At 72.0% G+C, this 16,717-nt stretch carries 19 protein-coding genes; 11 read left to right on the top strand and 8 right to left on the bottom strand.

Annotation, left to right across the window (positions count from 1 at the left end):
- Window position 1 precedes the first annotated feature (1 nt).
- From ACGFI7_RS34140 to ACGFI7_RS34155, 4 genes are all read right to left on the bottom strand, one after another.
- Window positions 2-2,011: a hypothetical protein gene (locus ACGFI7_RS34140; protein ID WP_393411975.1), complete on the bottom strand. Its 2,010-nt coding sequence runs from the start codon at window positions 2,009-2,011 to the stop codon at window positions 2-4.
- 165 nt (window positions 2,012-2,176) lie between these two features.
- Window positions 2,177-2,950: a class I SAM-dependent methyltransferase gene (locus tag ACGFI7_RS34145; protein ID WP_393411977.1), complete on the bottom strand. Its 774-nt coding sequence runs from the start codon at window positions 2,948-2,950 to the stop codon at window positions 2,177-2,179.
- A 101-nt stretch (window positions 2,951-3,051) separates the two neighbouring features.
- The gene (locus ACGFI7_RS34150; RefSeq protein WP_393411979.1) at window positions 3,052-4,113 is read right to left on the bottom strand and encodes an ABC transporter substrate-binding protein; all 1,062 of its coding nucleotides are present in this window, start codon (window positions 4,111-4,113) and stop codon (window positions 3,052-3,054) included.
- A gap of 17 nt (window positions 4,114-4,130) precedes the next feature.
- Complete coding sequence (locus ACGFI7_RS34155) at window positions 4,131-4,346, bottom strand: hypothetical protein (RefSeq protein ID WP_393411981.1); 216 nt, start codon at window positions 4,344-4,346, stop codon at window positions 4,131-4,133.
- A 120-nt stretch (window positions 4,347-4,466) separates the two neighbouring features.
- Here ACGFI7_RS34155 and fdxA point away from each other — a divergent pair, with 120 nt between their 5' ends.
- The 3 genes from fdxA (at window position 4,467) to ACGFI7_RS34170 (ending at window position 6,761) form a co-directional block, all read left to right on the top strand.
- Window positions 4,467-4,787 (top strand): ferredoxin, encoded by a 321-nt coding sequence (gene fdxA, locus ACGFI7_RS34160; protein WP_148029241.1) that lies wholly within the window; start codon window positions 4,467-4,469, stop codon window positions 4,785-4,787.
- A gap of 115 nt (window positions 4,788-4,902) precedes the next feature.
- Window positions 4,903-5,973: a succinyldiaminopimelate transaminase gene (gene dapC, locus ACGFI7_RS34165; RefSeq protein ID WP_393411984.1), complete on the top strand. Its 1,071-nt coding sequence runs from the start codon at window positions 4,903-4,905 to the stop codon at window positions 5,971-5,973.
- 119 nt (window positions 5,974-6,092) lie between these two features.
- On the top strand, window positions 6,093-6,761 hold the full coding sequence (locus ACGFI7_RS34170) for a DUF4178 domain-containing protein (protein WP_393411986.1): 669 nt from the start codon (window positions 6,093-6,095) through the stop codon (window positions 6,759-6,761).
- Between the two features lie 10 nt (window positions 6,762-6,771).
- On the opposite strand, the gene ACGFI7_RS34175 is transcribed toward ACGFI7_RS34170, so the two are convergent.
- The gene (locus tag ACGFI7_RS34175; RefSeq protein WP_393411988.1) at window positions 6,772-7,650 is read right to left on the bottom strand and encodes a hypothetical protein; all 879 of its coding nucleotides are present in this window, start codon (window positions 7,648-7,650) and stop codon (window positions 6,772-6,774) included.
- Between ACGFI7_RS34175 and ACGFI7_RS34180 the strand changes: the two genes are divergently transcribed.
- From ACGFI7_RS34180 to ACGFI7_RS34205, 6 genes are all read left to right on the top strand, one after another.
- A complete protein-coding gene (locus tag ACGFI7_RS34180) occupies window positions 7,649-8,473 on the top strand; it encodes a 2,3,4,5-tetrahydropyridine-2,6-dicarboxylate N-succinyltransferase (protein ID WP_393411990.1) in 825 nt (274 codons plus the stop codon). The two genes, ACGFI7_RS34175 and ACGFI7_RS34180, sit on opposite strands and share 2 nt — an antisense overlap.
- Window positions 8,473-9,540, top strand: coding sequence for a succinyl-diaminopimelate desuccinylase (dapE, locus tag ACGFI7_RS34185; RefSeq protein WP_393411992.1), 1,068 nt, complete (start codon window positions 8,473-8,475; stop codon window positions 9,538-9,540). The genes ACGFI7_RS34180 and dapE overlap by 1 nt, the downstream gene beginning before the upstream one ends.
- A 220-nt stretch (window positions 9,541-9,760) precedes the next feature.
- A complete protein-coding gene (locus ACGFI7_RS34190) occupies window positions 9,761-10,558 on the top strand; it encodes a TIGR00730 family Rossman fold protein (protein ID WP_393411994.1) in 798 nt (265 codons plus the stop codon).
- Window positions 10,559-10,569: 11 nt separating this feature from the next.
- On the top strand, window positions 10,570-11,154 hold the full coding sequence (locus tag ACGFI7_RS34195) for a TIGR00730 family Rossman fold protein (protein WP_393411996.1): 585 nt from the start codon (window positions 10,570-10,572) through the stop codon (window positions 11,152-11,154).
- A gap of 69 nt (window positions 11,155-11,223) precedes the next feature.
- Entirely contained in the window at window positions 11,224-11,919 is a 696-nt protein-coding gene (locus ACGFI7_RS34200; protein ID WP_393411998.1) for a hypothetical protein, read from the top strand.
- Window positions 11,916-12,464, top strand: coding sequence for a DNA-3-methyladenine glycosylase I (locus ACGFI7_RS34205; RefSeq protein WP_393412000.1), 549 nt, complete (start codon window positions 11,916-11,918; stop codon window positions 12,462-12,464). The genes ACGFI7_RS34200 and ACGFI7_RS34205 overlap by 4 nt, the downstream gene beginning before the upstream one ends.
- Window positions 12,465-12,468: 4 nt before the next feature.
- Here ACGFI7_RS34205 and ACGFI7_RS34210 read toward each other — a convergent pair whose 3' ends face one another.
- Together ACGFI7_RS34210 and ACGFI7_RS34215 are read right to left on the bottom strand one after the other, a co-directional pair.
- Window positions 12,469-13,245, bottom strand: coding sequence for an enoyl-CoA hydratase-related protein (locus ACGFI7_RS34210; RefSeq protein WP_393412002.1), 777 nt, complete (start codon window positions 13,243-13,245; stop codon window positions 12,469-12,471).
- Window positions 13,242-14,018 (bottom strand): PaaX family transcriptional regulator C-terminal domain-containing protein, encoded by a 777-nt coding sequence (locus ACGFI7_RS34215; RefSeq protein ID WP_393412004.1) that lies wholly within the window; start codon window positions 14,016-14,018, stop codon window positions 13,242-13,244. Before ACGFI7_RS34215 ends, ACGFI7_RS34210 begins: the two co-directional genes overlap by 4 nt.
- A 188-nt stretch (window positions 14,019-14,206) precedes the next feature.
- Between ACGFI7_RS34215 and ACGFI7_RS34220 the strand changes: the two genes are divergently transcribed.
- Entirely contained in the window at window positions 14,207-14,374 is a 168-nt protein-coding gene (locus ACGFI7_RS34220) for a DUF3117 domain-containing protein (protein ID WP_020545024.1), read from the top strand.
- 76 nt (window positions 14,375-14,450) lie between these two features.
- Window positions 14,451-15,863, top strand: coding sequence for a leucyl aminopeptidase (locus ACGFI7_RS34225; RefSeq protein ID WP_393412006.1), 1,413 nt, complete (start codon window positions 14,451-14,453; stop codon window positions 15,861-15,863).
- Window positions 15,864-15,932: 69 nt separating this feature from the next.
- Here the strand turns inward: ACGFI7_RS34225 and ACGFI7_RS34230 are convergent, their stop codons facing one another.
- A complete protein-coding gene (locus ACGFI7_RS34230) occupies window positions 15,933-16,571 on the bottom strand; it encodes an O-methyltransferase (RefSeq protein ID WP_393412008.1) in 639 nt (212 codons plus the stop codon).
- Between the last annotated feature and the right edge of the window lie 146 nt (window positions 16,572-16,717).

The following is a 16,717-nucleotide window of genomic DNA, read 5'->3' on the forward strand; positions in this document are numbered from 1 at the left end:
ATCAGTCCAGAAGTTCGAGCAGGTCGCGGTCCCCGCGTTCGCGGAGCCTGGTGAGCAGGTCGGGCAGGTGCACCGGGCCGGTCATGCCGATCCTCGTCGCGATCACCCGGGCCGCCTGGTCGCGGGTGCCGCCCGGGGCCGTGTAGCCGACCAGGCGGAGCGCCTTGGTGATCTGCTCGGCGCCGGCCGCGGCGACCGGCAGGTGCCGGGCCCGCAGCACGCCCTCGTCCGACAGCGTGAGGAACAGGTGACCGCCCTCCTTGGCGCCGACGTCCGACAGCAGCTGGTCGATCGACTCCAGGACCGGGCGGCCGTGCCAGGTCATGGTCAGCTCGCCCGCGGCGCTCCTGACCGTCCTGGTCTCGCCCGGCGACAGGCCCAGGTACGCGGCGAACCCGGTCGGCAGCGCGCACTCGCCGCCCCCGAGCTGCTCGGCCGTCACGTCCACGCGCAGCCACCACCGGCCGTCAGGCTGGCGGAAGCAGCGCCTGGTCTGCGAGACGTCCTTGAGCGGCTGGTACGGCTTGCCGGGTTGCTCGCCGGCCGAGCCGTTCGTCTCGCTCTGCACCGGCACGGCCGGGGCGAACGCCTGGAACTGGGACGGCACCGGGTCGGGCGGCATGAACCCGGGCGGCAGGCTCGGAAGGGGCTTCGGGGATTTCTGCTTCGGGGTGAAGACGGGCGCCGGCTCCGGAGGCGTGCCGTAGGGCGCGCTGAACGCCGACGGGGGCACCGGCGCGGGTCCGGGCTCGGGCAGCGGGGGCCGGTCCGGCAGCGTGGCCAGCACGAACTGCCAGGCGGGCACCTCCAGCGCCTTGATCTCCCGCCCGTGCCAGTCGGCGGCATTGATCAGGCTCTCCTTGGGCGCGGCCGGGCCGATCTTCTCGCGCAGTTCCTCCAGGTGCGCCCGGTAGGGGGCGGCCTCGTCACTGGCGAGCCACTCGTCGAGCATCGCGCGCAGCCGGTCCTCGGTGGCGGCGATCTCGGCGGGCGGCACGGCGAACAGCTTGGCGAGCTGGTCCACGGCCGACGGCTGGTCGGTGAACACCCGGTTCTGCGCCACGGCCCAGCTCTTGTCGTCGAGATGCGCGAACGCCGCCTCGATGAGCTGCGGCAGATCCGCCTCCCGGCCCTCGGCGTCGTCCTCGGGCTCCTCCACGGCGTCGGCGGGCTCCTCCTCGGAGTCCTCGGACTCCGCGGGCTCCTCCACCGCCTCGGCGGGCTCGGCGACGTCCTCGGGCTCCTCCGGCGCGTCCTCGGGGTGCTCCACCGCGTCGGCCGGGCGCTCCTCGGCGTCCCCGCGCTCCTCCCCGTCGTCGGCGTCCTCGGCGTCCTCGGCGGACGCCTCCGCCGCCTCGGCGACACCCTCGGGCTCTTCCGGAGCGTCTGCGGGGTGTTCCGCGACGTTCTCAGGCTCCTCCGCGACGTCCTCAGGCTCCTCGGCGGGTTCTCCGGGCGCGTCGTCGTCGCCGTCCGTCACGGCCTCCGCCGGGACGGGCTCACCGTCCAGCTCGGCGACCCCGCCCGCAGGCGAGCTCTCCGACACGAGCGCCGCCTCGTCGGCGGGGTCGGCGAGCCGGGCCTCGGGCAGCGGGGTCTCGTCGTCCAGGGTGGCCGCGCCGCTCGACGGCACGGGCGCGGCGGGGGACAGCCGGACCAGGGCGGCCGAGAACAGCGCCGTCAGCACCGGCCGGGCCTGGACGAACGGCTGGTCCATCAGCTCACGGCCGGTCAGCGCCAGCAGCCCCGGCCAGGACCCGGCCCGGTCGAGGGCGATGGCCACGTACGGTTCGTCGGCCTCGTCCGGGTCCAGCATGTGCAGCGCCGGCAGCACGTCACCCACGGCGGCAGCGGGCCAGTGCTCGATGACGATCTCGGTCAGCAGCTCGCCCAGCGACTCGGGGCCGATGGCCGCGAGCACGCGCGGCATGGGCAGGCTGCGCCACCAGGCGTCCGGAAGCCCCGGCTGCCCGGTGAGCAGCGTGATCGTGGACGTGTCGCTCCACCTCAACGGTGGTACGAGGTCGCTCAGGCAGAAATTCATCCCGTTCCGTTCACCAGCCCCTCACGCCGCCACGTCGCGGGCCATGCGACGCCGTGCGCGGTGCCATCATCTCGCCGCCCACTGAAGAGACCATAGTCCGGCAAAACAGCCCTACGCATCCTGCACTACGCATCAGCGTCGAACGGCGGCAAACCGTAGGCGCACGTAGTCGGCCATCCAGCCGGACTCCCGGCGCAGCGCCGGTGCCGCCAGCTCGTTGACGCGCTGGAGCAGGGGCTGCACGACGTCGCGCGCCAGCCCGTCGAGCGCCGACGAGGCGAACATCCGCACCCAGTCGGCGGCGCCTCCCGGGCACTCCTCCAGCGGCGTGGGCCGGTCGAAGTACTCCAGCAGCCGCACGACGAATCCTTCGGCCTCCAGCCGCCTGGCGTACTCGGCGGGCGAGGGGAAGTACCACGGCAGCTCGGGCTCGCGCAGCCCGTACTCGCGCCAGGCGGTCAGCATCGCGGTGGTCAGCTCGGCGCAGTTGCCCGCCCCGCCCATCTCGGCGACGAACCGCCCGCCGGGCAGCAGCGCCTCCCGCACGCTGGCGATCACCGCGTCCGGCCGGCTCATCCAGTGCAGCGCGGCGTTGGAGAAGACGGCGTCGTACGGGCGGGCCACGGTGAAGTCGTGCGCGTCGCCGACGATGAAGTTCATGCCCGGGTACTGGGCCAGCGCCTTCTCGATCATGGCGGCCGAGCCGTCGATCCCCAGCACTTCGGCGCCACGGAAGGCGATCTGCGCGGTCAGCACGCCGGTGCCGCACCCGAGGTCGAGGACGCGCTCGCCCGGCTTCGGGTCGAGCAGGTCCACCAGCGGCGCGCCCTGCGTGGAGACGTAGCCGAAGCTGCTGTCGTAGGCGCGACTGTTCCACCGCTCCAAACCCGGTGTGTCATATCGCAAGACGATCAGCTCTCAATCGTGGGACATCGGGCCCCCGTGGCCGTAGTGTCGGTTCACTTTAGAGCTAGATTGTCGCTACGACATACCTGATCACACCGGTCTCACCCCACGCTTTTCGCCCACTCCTTTTTCACATAGGACTTCCCGGCGTCGGTCTGCGGGATGGTGAGCAGCACCGGCGGCCCCGGCGACTTCGGGAGCTTGGCCGCCTGCTCGGTGTCGAGGGTGCCGCGCATGAGCATCGCCTCGCCCCGCGCCGGTCGCGCGTACCCCTTCTGGAACAGGTTCTGGCCCTCGTCGGAGAAGAGGAACTCCTGCCACAGCCGGGCGGCGGCGGGATGCGGCGCGGCCTTGCTGATCGCCTGGACGTGGTAGCCGCCGAGCGGCGCGTCCCTCGGGATCGTCACCTTCCAGGCGGCGGAGTCGCGGGCGGCCCGCGCGGCGTTGACGTGGTCCCAGGTGACGACGGTGTTGGCGGCGGCCGGGGCGGTGAACCGGCCCGCCTGCTTGAGCTTGGCGAACAGCGCCACCCCGGTCTGCGGCTGCGGCGAGTCGCCCTGCAGGGAAGCGGCCATCACGCCGGAGAACGCCGCCATGGAGCGCAGCGGGTCGCCGTCGAGCGCCACTTTGTAGCCGGGCTTGGCCAGATCGGCGAAGGAGGCGGGGGCGGGCACCGCGCCCGGGTCGTACCCGATGGACATGTAGCCGCCGTAGGCGGCGTACCACCCGCCGGCCGGATCCTTGACGTGGTCGGGAAGGTCGAGCCAGCCCTGCACCTTGTACGGTGCGAACGCGCCGGCCGCGCCCACCGCCTCCTCCAGGGTCAGGTCGAACACGTCGGGCTTGAGCCGCGCGGCCGTGTCGAGCGCCCGGCGGCTGCTCGCCCCCGGTTCGAGCTGTTTGACCTCGATGCCGTACTTGTCGGCGAAGGTGTCGATGATCTCGCCGTAGTTCACCCAGTCGCGGGGGAGGCCCACCACGGTGAGCGCCCCTTCCTTCTGGGCCGCCTCGACCAGGCGTTCGAAGGTGCCGAAGCCCTCCTTGAGCGAGGCGGCGTGAACCTTGACGGGTGAGTCGGAACCGGGCTTCTCAGCGGACGGCGACGCGCCGCATCCGGCGCTGGCGAGGATGGCGGCTACGGCGGCGCAGGTACGTACGGTCACACAACGAATACTTACCGTTACTTCTGTCCAGGTCGAGGAGGCGCGGCCGGAACCACCCGGCCCGCCACCAGCGTCTCTTCCGGGATCTCCACGAGGGTGCCGTCGCGTTTGCGCACCTGGAGCACGCCGTCCGCCCAGGATTCGAGGGTGCCGACGGCGTCGCGGAAGCCTCCGGGAACCCGCCTGCGCGTGGTGACGCGCGCCCCGACGTCGGTTGCTGAGATAGTGATCACGAAGCGAGCGGCCACGAGTTTGCCACCCTCCGTTTCAGCCACCTGGTAGGCACGGCAATACTAGGGCCTAGCAAACCGCGGTCAGAGTCATGCCATGGTGCGGAGAAGAAGGAGCTCGAGGTGACCTACGTCATCGCGCAGCCTTGCGTGGACGTCCTGGACAAGGCGTGCATCGAGGAATGCCCCGTCGATTGCATCTACGAGGGCGAGCGCATGCTTTACATCCACCCCGACGAGTGCGTCGACTGCGGAGCGTGCGAGCCTGTGTGCCCGGTCGAGGCCATTTTCTACGAGGACGACCTTCCCGAGCAGTGGAAGGACTTCTACAAGGCCAACGTGGACTTCTTCGAGGACCTCGGATCGCCCGGCGGCGCGTCCAAGGTCGGCAAGATCGAGAAGGACCACCCGGTCGTGGCGGCGCTCCCGCCGCAGAGCGAGTAACCGGCGCGGCCCGTACGCGGGCCGCGCAACCGGCAGGGGCGGCGGGCCGTGCCGCATGTGCCGCGTGCCGTCAGCGGTACGCGGTCCTCAGCCGTTCGTACGAGCCTGGAGAACCGTGAACAACCTGCCTGACTTTCCCTGGGACCGGCTGGAGCCGTACAAGGAGCGGGCCCGCGCGCACCCCGGCGGGATCGTCGACCTCTCGGTCGGCACCCCCGTGGACCCGGTGCCCGGGCTGGTCCAGGACGCGCTGATCCAGGCCGCCGACAGCCCCGGCTATCCCGTCACCCACGGCACGCGGGCGCTGCGGGAAGCGGCGGCGGGCTGGCTGGCGCGCCGCCACGGCGTCCGCGTCGACCAGCGCGACGTGCTGCCGGTGATCGGCTCCAAGGAGTTCGTCGCCTGGCTGCCGACCTATCTCGGCGCCCGGCGGGTGGTCTTCCCCGAGCTGGCCTATCCCACCTACGACGTGGGCGCCCGGCTGGCCGGCGCGGCGGGCACGGCCGCCGACGGCCTGCTCGCGCTCGGCCCGCAGCACGCCGATCTCGTCTGGATCAACTCGCCGGGCAACCCGACCGGCCGCGTGCTGCCCGTGGAGCACCTCCGCAAGGTGGTGGCCTGGGCGCGCGAACGCGGCACGATCGTCGCCTCCGACGAGTGCTACATCGAGCTCGGCTGGGAGGAGCGTCCGGTGTCGATCCTGCACCCGGACGTGTGCGAGGGGTCTCACGAGGGCCTGCTCGCCGTCCATTCCCTGTCCAAACGGTCCAACCTGGCCGGCTACCGCACCGGCTTCGTCACCGGCGACCCCGCGCTGATCAAGCGGCTGCTGGAGATCCGCAAGCACGCCGGCATGCTGATGCCGCAGCCCGCGCAGGCGGCGATGACCGCCGCGCTCGGCGACGACCGCCACGCCGACGAGCAGCGCGAGCGCTACGCCGCGCGCCGCGCCCTGCTGCGGCCCGCGCTGGAGCGGGCGGGCTGGCGGGTCGACCACTCCGAGGCGGGCCTCTACCTGTGGGCCTCCGACGGGCGGAGCTGCTGGGATCAGGTGGGCGCGCTTTCCGAAAACGGCATTCTGGTCGCGCCCGGGGAGTTCTACGGAGCGGCAGGTGGGCGGCACGTCCGGGTGGCGCTCACGGCCACTGACGAACGCATCGATGCGGCAGTGCGCCGCCTCCAGTAGGATCGCCCCTCAAACGCCTCTCCCTTGGACGGAAGGGGCGAGCCGCATATACCGCAGCACAAGTAGATACCGGGCGTTCGCCGAGGCGAACCGCGAGTGGAGCGAGCCGTACGATGAGCATGACCTCCATGGTCGTTCTCGGGCTGAGCATCGCCACCGTCCTCCTCCTGCTTGGGGCGTTCCTGGCCACCCTGCGCCAGGACAGGAAGGACCGCACGGCGACCGAGATGCCGGTCGAGGTCGCTCCCGTCGAGCCGCCGCTCCCGGCGCCGGTCGCGGCGGCCGGGCATGCCGGCACCGACTACACGGATCCGCGCACGCTCAGGGTGGGCGACAAGATCGACGTGCTGGGGTCGCCGGTGCGCGTGGTCGGCGCCCTGTACGTGTCATGGCAGGGCCAGCAGTGGGTCGAGTACCGCCTGCGTGACAGCGCCCGCCGCATCCAGTGGCTGACGGTCGAGATGCGCCAGGGCAGGGCCCCCGACCAGCCGCCGCACCTGGAGGTGCTGCTCTGGACCGACGTGCCCACCCAGGGCATGATCCCCGCGCGGAGCAGCCTGATCATGGACGACGTCGAGTTCCACCCTCTGGAACGCGGCACCGCCGCCTTCCGGTCCGAGGGCAGCACGAGCATGCCCGACCGGGGGCTGCTCGACTTCGCCGACTACCGCGCGACCGACGGGCGGCTGCTGTCGTTCCAGCGTGTCCAGGGCCAGCCGTGGACCGCCTCCTACGCCCAGCCGCTGCCGCCCGGCTCGATCGGCATCATCAGCCGCGCCTCGTCCTAGCCGGGGCCGCTCAGGCCAGCTCGACGGTCCTGCCCTTGGCCGCGCCCGCGTTCTGCCAGCCTTCGACGCGCAGGTCGTTGGACCACCGGGCGCCGGCGTACTCCACCCGGCTCAGCTTGTACTTCTGCGCGTGCGCCACCGACCAGGCGGCGATCAGCCAGCCGCGCCTGCCGTTGGTGACGGCGGTGCTGCCGAGTGCCCGCTTGAGCTGGCGGCGCGCCTGGGCCGTCTTGGGCCGCGGCGCGGCGGCCTGCTCGCCGCCCCCGTTGGCGCCTTCCGGCGGGTACCAGCAGTGGACGGCGCGCGGGACACGCCCGGTGAACGCCGCCGCCAGGAGCCTGGCCTCGTCCTCGTGCGGGCCGTAGGCGTAGCCGGCCGCGGAGCGCTGCACCTCCTGGGCCGCCTCCGCCACCGGCATCTTGCGGTAACCCTTGACCTTCTCCAGCGCGGCGAAGAACCGGTTGGTGGCGTAGACAGGGTCCATGATCTGCTTCTTGCTGCCCCAGCCCTGCGACTCGCGCTGCTGGAACACGCCGACCGAGTCGCGGTCGCCGTAGTCGAGGTTGTAGAGCTTGGACTCCTGCAGCGCCGTCGCGTACGCGATCACCACGGCCTGCTCCGGCAGCTTGCGCCGGGCCGCCACGGCCGCGATGGTGGCCGCGATCTGGGCCTGCTCGACGTCCATCTCCCGCTCGTCGTCGGGCGTGCGCACGACGCAGCGCGCCTCCGGCACGGCCAGCGGCGTGGGGGCGCGCTTGAGCAACTGGTAGACGCCGAAGGAGATGGCCACCGCCAGGACCAGCACGATGGCCGCGATGGTGATGACTCCCCGTGAGAAGCGCAGGTGCACGCTGAAGAACCTACCCGGCGGGATAGGCTCCGTGGCCATGACCGAAGTGAGCACCCTGTCACCGGCCGTCGACGAGCTGTGGAAGCGGCGCGCCGACCTGTCGCCGGCCGACACGGAGGCCCGCGCCGCGGTGGTGGCCGCCGTCGACCTGCTCGACCGCGGCCTGGCCCGGGTGGCCCGGGTGGTGGGTGACGAGGTGGTCGTGGACGAGCGGGCCAGACGGGCCATCCTGCTGGCGTTCAAGGTGCTCGGCATGGCCAGGTCGCAGGTCGGTGACTTCCGCCACCACGACAGGGTGCCGCTCAAGTCCACCTTCGACGGGGTCAGGGTGGTGCCCGGCGCGATCGTCCGCTGGGGCGCCTACGTGGCCCCCGGCGTGGTCCTGATGCCCTCCTTCGTCAACACCGGCGCGTACGTGGGAGCCGGCACGATGGTCGACACCTGGGCCACGGTCGGCTCGTGCGCCCAGATCGGCGCGGACGTCCACCTGTCCGGCGGCGTCGGCATCGGCGGCGTGCTGGAGCCGCCGGGCGCCGTGCCCGTGGTGGTGGAGGACGGTGCGCTGATCGGCAGCCGGGCGATGATCGTCGAGGGCGCCCGGGTGGGCCGCGGCGCCGTGGTCGGCGCCGGCACCATCCTGTCGGCGTCCATGCCCGTCATCGACGTCCAGACCGGCGAGGAACTGGCCCGCGGGCGCGTCCCCGACTGGTGCGTGGCGGTGGGCGGCACCCGTCAGAAGGAGTTCCCCGGCGGGACCTTCGGGCTGCCCTGCGTGCTGGTGCTCAAGCGCCTGGAGCCGGGGCGGCGCCATGACAAGGCAGCGCTCAACGACGTGCTGCGCGAACACGGAGTGAACACCTGATGCTTGACCTGACGCAGGACGTGCGGACGCTGACCGCGGCCGTCGTCGACATCCAGTCGGTGAGCGGCGCCGAACAGGTGCTGGCCGGGCTGGTCGAGCAGGCCCTGCGCGGGCTGCCGCACCTGAAGGTCGACAGGTCGGGGCAGACCGTGGTGGCCCGCACCGGGCTGGGCCGCGCCGAGCGGGTGCTGATCGCCGGCCACCTCGACACGGTGCCGGTCGCCGGCAACCTGCCCAGCCGGGTCGAGGACGGCCTCCTCTACGGCTGCGGCACCTCCGACATGAAGGCCGGGGTGGCCGTCGCGCTGAAGCTGGCCGCCACGGTGCCCGACCCCGACCGCGACGTCACGTACGTCTTCTACGACTGCGAGGAGGTCGAGGCCGAGCGCAACGGGCTCAACCGGATCGCCCGCGAGCAGCCCGGCTGGCTGGCCGCCGACTTCGCGGTCCTGATGGAGCCCACCGACGGCGAGATCGAGGGCGGCTGCCAGGGCACGCTCCGCGCCGACGTCCGGGTCACCGGCAAGCGCGCCCACAGCGCCAGGTCGTGGTTCGGGGTCAACGCCATCCACGGCATCGAGCCGGTGCTCGCCCGGCTCAACGCCTACGAGGCGCGACGGCCGGTGGTCGACGGGCTGGAGTACCACGAAGGGCTGAACGCGGTCGGCGTGCGCGGCGGCGTGGCGGGCAACGTCATCCCCGACGAGTGCGTGGTGACCGTCAACTACCGGTTCGCCCCCGACCTGACGATCGAGCAGGCCCAGGCGCACGTGCGGGAGGTCTTCGACGGGTACGAGGTCGCGTTCGTCGACGCGGCCCCCGGGGCGCGGCCGGGCCTGACGCATCCGGTCGCGGCCGCCTTCGCCGCCGCCGTCGGCGGGACGCCGCGGGCCAAGCTGGGCTGGACCGACGTGGCGCGGTTCTCGGCGCTGGGGGTCCCGGCGGTCAACTACGGTCCCGGGGATCCGAACCTGGCCCACCAGCAGGGCGAGTACGTGACGCTGGAGAAGATCGTGGAAAGCGAGCGGGCGCTGCGCGCCTGGCTCACCGGGGGCCGGACAAAGTGAAAGTGGCTCTCCTCGCCGGCCATTTGACGGGGAGAGCCACTTTCAGTCCCGAGCAGCACCCTCGCCGGTTAGACGCAGGCTTCGCGAAATCTGGTTCCCGGTTTCCCGGGAAGTTTTTCAAGATTCTTCCGGGCGCCTTCCGGACGACGTCCCACGCCCGTCGGCGCAGGGTATCCAGGCATCGAACATGTTGGGAATCATTGGGGATAGCGTGCAACGTATGAGAGCGAATCGCCGCGAACGGCGCCAGGGTCAGGCTGTGGTGCGTGGCAGCATGGTGCCCGAATCGACCCATGACGAAAGGCTGCTGGCTCGCCAGGGGCCTTCCGACTGGGTGCACATGGACCCGTGGCGCGTGCTGCGCATCCAGGCGGAGTTCGTCGAGGGCTTCGGCCAGCTCGCCGAGCTGCCCCGGGCGGTCACCGTGTTCGGCTCGGCCAGGACCCCCGGCGACTCTCCTGAATACGCGATGGGCCGGGCCCTCGGCAAGGAGCTGGCGCAGGCCGGCTTCGCCGTCATCACCGGCGGCGGGCCCGGCGTCATGGAGGCGGCCAACCGAGGCGCCACCGAGATCGACGGCGGCGTGTCGGTGGGGCTCGGCATCGAGCTGCCGTTCGAGCAGCGCATGAACGACTACGTGGACCTCGGCATCGAGTTCCGCTACTTCTTCGTACGCAAGACCATGTTCGTGAAGTACTCCTGCGGGTTCATCGCGCTGCCCGGCGGGTTCGGCACGCTCGACGAGCTGTTCGAGGCGCTCACCCTGGTCCAGACCCACAAGGTCACCAGCTTCCCCGTGGTGCTGATGGGCTCGGAGTTCTGGGGCGGGCTGCTCGACTGGGTCAAGAGCCAGCTGGCCGGCACCGGCAAGATCGCCGCCCAGGACCTCGACCTGATCAAGGTGACCGACGACGTGGCCGAAGCGGTGAAGATCATCACTGACTCCGAGCTGAACCGGTCGCGGCTGCGGCAGGAGGAGAAGGCGGCTGCCAGGGCGCAGGTGAGCGAGCCGCAATAGGCTGGCTCCCCGTGAACATCTGCGTTTTCTGCGCCTCCAGCCGGCACATCGACGACAAGTATCTCCGCCTGGCGGCGGAGGTGGGCGGCGAGCTGGCCCGGCGCGGCCACACCCTGGTGAGCGGCGGCGCGACCGTGTCGTGCATGGGCGAGATCACCAGGGCGGCCCGCGCCGCCGGCGGCCGCACGATCGGCGTCATCCCCCAGGTCCTCGTCGACATCGAGGTCGCCGACGAGGACTCCGACGAGCTGATCGTCACGGCCGACATGCGCGAGCGCAAGGGCCACATGGACGCCAGGTCCGACGCCTTCCTCGTGCTGCCCGGCGGCATCGGCACGCTGGAGGAGCTGTTCGAGATGTGGACGGCCAGGGTGCTCGGCATCCACGACCGCCCGCTGGTGATCCTCGACCCGTGGGGGCTCTACCAGCCGCTCAGGGACCTCGTCACGGGGATGTACGACGCCGGTTTCTGCCGGGCCGACGTCTTCGACGCCATCTCCTGGACCACCACGGTCGAGGAGGCGTTCGCCCGGCTGGAGGCCCGCGCGCAGCCCGTCCGGCCGAGCGTGGAGGAGCTGAGCGAGGCCGCCGACTGAGCGCCCGGCTGCGCACCGCGTGCGGCAAGTGCGGGACTCGTGCACCGGTGGTATGAGTACGATGCCAATGTGCTGCTGGTCATCCTCGCCATCGCCGCGCTCGCCATCCTGGCCAGCGTGGTCCTGGTGTCCCTGGGCAAGGGCGGTGAGCTGACCGAGTTCCCGCCGGACGTGCCGCCGCTCAACCTCCCCGAGGCGGGCAACCTCGCGGCGGTCGACTTCATGGCGCTCCAACTGCCGGTCAACCTGGTGGGTTATCACACGCAGAGCGTCGACGAGACGCTGCGCAGGGCGGCCAACGCCATCAGCGCGCGTGACACCAGGATCGCGATCCTGGAGCAGCGGGTGTCGGAGCTGCTGTCGAGCCGGCTGCACGCCCGCCAGGAGGTCTACGCCGCGCCGGGCAACGGGCCGCGCACCGAGCACGAGCCGCCCGCCGCGCCCCTGACGCTGCCCGTGGAGAGCGACCCGCTGTCCAACGGCCACGTGCCCGCGGCCGCGCAGGAGGAGCCGGCCAGCGCCGAGCACGAGCCGGTGACCTGGGCCGAGCCCGCGGATGCCACGGACGCCACGGATGCCACGGATGCCACGGATGCCACGGAGACCGGCAAGCCGGACGAGACCGGCAAGCCGGACGAGTCCGGTGAGGTGGACAAGCCGGACGAGGACGTGGCCGCGGACCCCACCGGTCAGGACACCGATGATCCGGATGAGGCCCAGGAGTCCGTGCGGGTGATCGGCAAGGGTGAGGGCGGCCGGGCGTGACCGAGGTGATCCGCTGCTCCTGGGCGGGCATGACGGACCCGCTCTACCTCGCCTACCACGACGAGGAGTGGGGCCGTCCGGTGCGGGGCGACGACCTGGTCTTCGAGCGGGTGACGCTGGAGGCGTTCCAGTCGGGCCTGTCGTGGCTGACGATCCTGCGCAAGCGAGACAACTTCCGCGCGGCCTTCGACGGCTTCGCGATCCCCAAGGTGGCCGCGTACACCGAGAAGGACGTCGAGCGGCTGCTCGGCGACGCGGGGATCGTGCGCAACCGGGCCAAGATCGAGGCGGCCGTGGCCAACGCCAGGGCGGCGATGGAGTTGCCCGACGGCCTGTCCGACCTGGTGTGGAAATATGCTGACCCGTCGGCTCCGGTGCCCAGGAGCATGGCCGACGTGCCCGCCGTCACCCCCGCCTCGACGGCTCTGGCCAAGGAGCTGAAGAGGCACGGGTTCAGGTTCGTCGGCCCGACCACCGCGTACGCGCTGATGCAGGCGATCGGGCTGGTCAACGACCACGTCGAAGGCTGTCTCGCGCGGTCCTGAGAGCTCAGCGGCCCTCGAACACCGGCCGCTCCTTGGCCAGGAACGCCGCCGTGGCCCGCACGTGGTCGTCGGTGGCCGCGCACGCGTCCTGCAGGTCGGCCTCCAGCGCCAGCGTCTCCGGCAGCGAGTGACCGGCCGCGTGGGCCAGCGCCCGCTTGGTGGCCCCGAAGGCCTTCGTCGGGCCCTGCGCGAGCCGTACGGCCAGCTCGTGCGCGGTCTTGAGCACCTCGTCGGCGGGCACCACGCGGGTGACCAGACCCAGCTCCAGCGCCCGGGCGGCGTCGACGGGCTCGCCCAGCAGCAGCAGCTCCGTCGCCCGGCCCAGCCCGACCAGGCGCTGCAGCGTCCACGAGGCGCCCGAGTCGGGCGCCAGCCCGATGCCGCCGAACGCCAGCGCGAACTTGGCCTTCTCCGCGGCGACCCGCAGGTCGCAGGCGAAGGCCAGCGCGGCGCCCGCGCCCGCGGCCACCCCGTTGACCGCCGCCACGACCGGCTGGTCCATGGTGGTGATCAGCTCGATGATCGGGTTGTAGTGCGCGCGCACGGTGTTGTCCAGGCCGCGGCCGGCCTCCAGATTGGCCGCGTGCTCGCGCAGGTCCTGCCCCGCGCAGAAGGCCCGGCCGGAGCCGGTCAGCAGGACGGCGCGCACGCCGGGGTCGGCCGCCGCCCGGCGCAGCGCCTCCAGCAGGGCGGTCTTGACCTCCGCCGTCAGCGAGTTCATCGCGTCGGGCCGGTCGAGCGTGATGGTGGCGACGGCGTCGGCCACGTCATAGCGGATCAATGCAACTCCCTGTCGACGAACGCGGCGGCTGCGGGCAGCAGCCGGGCTGCCTCCTGCTCGAAGAACGCCCTGGCCTTCTCGCCCGGCCAGCCCGCGGGCAGCAGCTCGGGCGGCAGGCCGGGATCACGGAACAGGAAGTTCCGCCATCCGTGCACGAGCTTGCTCCTCGTCGCGAAGACCTGGTCGGGCGCGGCCTGGGCGGGCAGGGCGGTGATCAGCGTGTCAGCCTCGGCGTGCCACTGCTCGTAAGCCTCGCCGATGGCGTGCAGATCCCAGGCCCGCGCCACCAGCTCGCGCGGGTCGCCCTCCAGTGCCGACTCGAACCTATCGGCCCGCACTCCCTCGCTCTCCAGCAGGTTGTCCAGCTCGGCGGAGGAACGCGGGCCGATCCAGGTGCTCTCGGACAGCGCCGCGTAGCCCAGGAAGGTCAGCGTGGCCCTGACCCGCTCGCGCCGCGGCCGCTCCTTGACCGGCGGGAACACGATCACGTGCCAGCACCTGTTCCAGCTCAAGGTTCCGGCTCGGTAAATTCTCAGGGCCGCCTCGTCCAGCCGCCTGACGCACTTCGGCGTGACCCCGTAGCCGGGCCCGGGCGGCAGCCGGACCGGCTCCAGCCAGCCCTGCCTGACCATGCGCGAAACGGCTGTACGCACGGCCGGAGCGGCGATCTCCAGGGGTTTCATCAATCGGACGAGAGCGGCCACGGACGCCTGCCCACCGCGTGAGCGCAGGTGGTCTCCGTAGAGGTCGAACAGGGCGGCGCGTGCGTGCACGAAGTCCAGTTTGGATGCCTTCGACCCGCTCGACAACGCATTCTGGGAGGAGATCGTTACCCATGAGGGCTCTCGATGCGGGAGAATAGGACATCACAGAAGACGTGAATACGCCGACCGCCCCTTTCGGGAGGTCGGAGGTCGGAAATCGCGGGCCGCGGGAGCCCAAGGCAGGAAGGGATGCACGCATGGCGGCGATGAAGCCGCGGACCGGCGATGGTCCGCTCGAGGTCACCAAGGAAGGGCGCGGCATTGTCATGCGGGTCCCCCTGGAGGGTGGCGGACGGCTCGTCGTGGAGATCTCAGCGGATGAGGCGAAGGCGCTCGGCGAAGCGTTGAAGAACGTCGTCGGCTAAGAGCTCCCCGGACGATCTTCACCCCGGCCCTGGCGTGCACCGGCGTGCCAGGGTCGCCGACGTATGAGGAGAGACAGTGCCGATCGAGACCGCCGCGTCGGTGGCCGCCCAGGTTCCCGATGACGCCGCGCTGCTGGCCGTCCCGTACGATGCCGAGCTCCACCCGGCGCTCCCGCTGGACCTGCACGTGCCGGTCGCCGGGTTGCTCGCGCATTACGAGGCCAAAGGGGAGGCGGGCGAGGTCGTCGAGGTGCCGGTGGCCCGGGGCGACGACGTCGGCCGGGTGCTGCTCTACGGCGTGGGTGACGGCTCGCCGCGAAGCCTGCGCAAGGCCGCGGCCACGCTGACCCGCCGCGTCCGCGGCAAGGAGTCGCTGGCCGTGGTCCTGCCCGAGGGCGACACGCGGGCCTTCGCCGAGGCCGCGCTGCTCGCCGCCTACACCTTCAAGATCGGGTCGCCGGGCAAGCGGCCGGTCGCCGCGCTCACCTTCGTCACCGCCGACGAGGAGGGGGTGCGCCAGGGCGAGAGCGTGGCGCAGGCCGTGGCGCTGGCCCGCGACCTGGCCAACACGCCCTCGTCGGTCAAGAGCCCGGCCTGGCTGGCCGAGCAGGCCGCCGAGCAGGGCGTCCCGGTCCGGGTCTGGGACGAGGAACACCTCCAGGCCGAGGGGTTCGGCGGCCTGCTGGCCGTCGGCCGCGGCTCGGTCCGCCCGCCGCGCCTCATCCAGCTCTCCTACACCCCCGACCAGCCCGCGGCCCGCCACGTGGTGCTGGTCGGCAAGGGCATCACGTTCGACTCGGGCGGGCTGTCGCTCAAGCCCACCGAGAACATGAAGACCCAGAAGACCGACATGGCCGGCGGGGCCGTGGTGATCGCCGTGATCGGCGCGCTGGCCCGGCTCGGCCTCCCGATCCGGGTGACGGGCCTCGTGGCCGCCGCCGAGAACATGCCGTCCGGCACGGCCCAGCGCCCCAGCGACGTGATCAAGCCGTACGGGGGACGCCACACCGTCGAGGTGCTCAACACCGACGCCGAGGGCCGCCTGGTGCTGGCCGACGCGCTCGCCTACGCCGACGCCCAGCTCGACCCCGACGTGGTCGTCGACGTCGCCACGCTCACCGGGGCCGTCACCGTGGCGCTCGGCCGTCACGTCGGCGGCCTCTACGCCTCCGACGACGAGCTCGCCGCGCGGCTGCTGGAGGCGGGGGAGGCCAGCGGCGACCGGCTGTGGCGGTTGCCGCTGATCGACGACTACGCCGGCGCCCTGGAGTCGCCGATCGCCGACCTGGCCAACGTCGAGATCGGCTCCCGCTTCGGCGCCGGGTCGATCACGGCGGCGCTGTTCCTGCGCGAGTTCGCCGGCGAGCGGCCGTGGGCCCACCTCGACATCGCCGGCGTCGGGCGCAGCACGGTCGACGAGGGGGTGCTCACCAAGGGCGCCACCGGGTTCGGCGTCCGGGTGCTGCTGGAGTGGCTGGCCCGCCTCTAGCCCGGCGTCTTGTCCGGAGTGGTTGCCTGTCTCTAACCCGGCGCCTCGGCTGGAGCGGTTTGCCTGCCTCTAGCCAGACACCTTGACGGCGGCCAGGAGGCCGTCGCCGAGCGGCATGAGCACCGACCGGAGCCGGTCGTCGCCCTGGACGAGCTTGCCCAGCTCGCGCAGCGACACGGTGTCGGGGTCGCGCTGCGCGGGGTCGGCCACCCGGTGGTGCCAGAGCACGTTGTCGAAGGCCACGATGCCGCCGACGCGCAGCAGGCGGACCGCCTCGGCGAGATAGTCGGCGTACTCCTGCTTGGCCCCGTCGGCGAAGACGAGGTCGTAGCCGCCGTCGGAGAGCCGCGGCAGCACGTCGAGCGCGCGGCCGGCGATCAGCCGCACCCTGCCGCCAGAGAAGCCCGCCTCCGCGAACGCCTGGCGGGCCAGCCGCTGGTGCTCCGGCTCGACGTCCACGCTCGTCAGCGTGCCGTCGGCGCGCATGCCGCGCAGCAGCCACAGCCCCGAGACGCCGCAGCCGGTGCCGATCTCGACCACCGACTTGGCGTTGATCACGGTGGCGAGGAAGCAGAGCGCGGCCCCACCCCCCGGGAGGATGGGCGTGGCGCCCATCTCCAGCCCGCGCTGCCGCGCCGCGTGCAGGATTTCATCCTCGTGATGAAACTGCTCCGCATAGGCCAGAGTGGCCTCCAACGGACTGGTCATCGGCCTCCTCCCCCCACTTTCGTGCGATTGGTCACCGATCGCAGCCTAGGGGAGTAGCGGCGGGACGGGAACTCAGGAGGGCCCCGAGGCGTTGCAGGTTTAAACGGGCTTTGCCGGTCCGGATGGCAGCCAGTGCGCATGAAGGG

This window comes from Nonomuraea sp. NPDC048826 (assembly GCF_043198225.1).
Taxonomy (GTDB): domain Bacteria; phylum Actinomycetota; class Actinomycetes; order Streptosporangiales; family Streptosporangiaceae; genus Nonomuraea.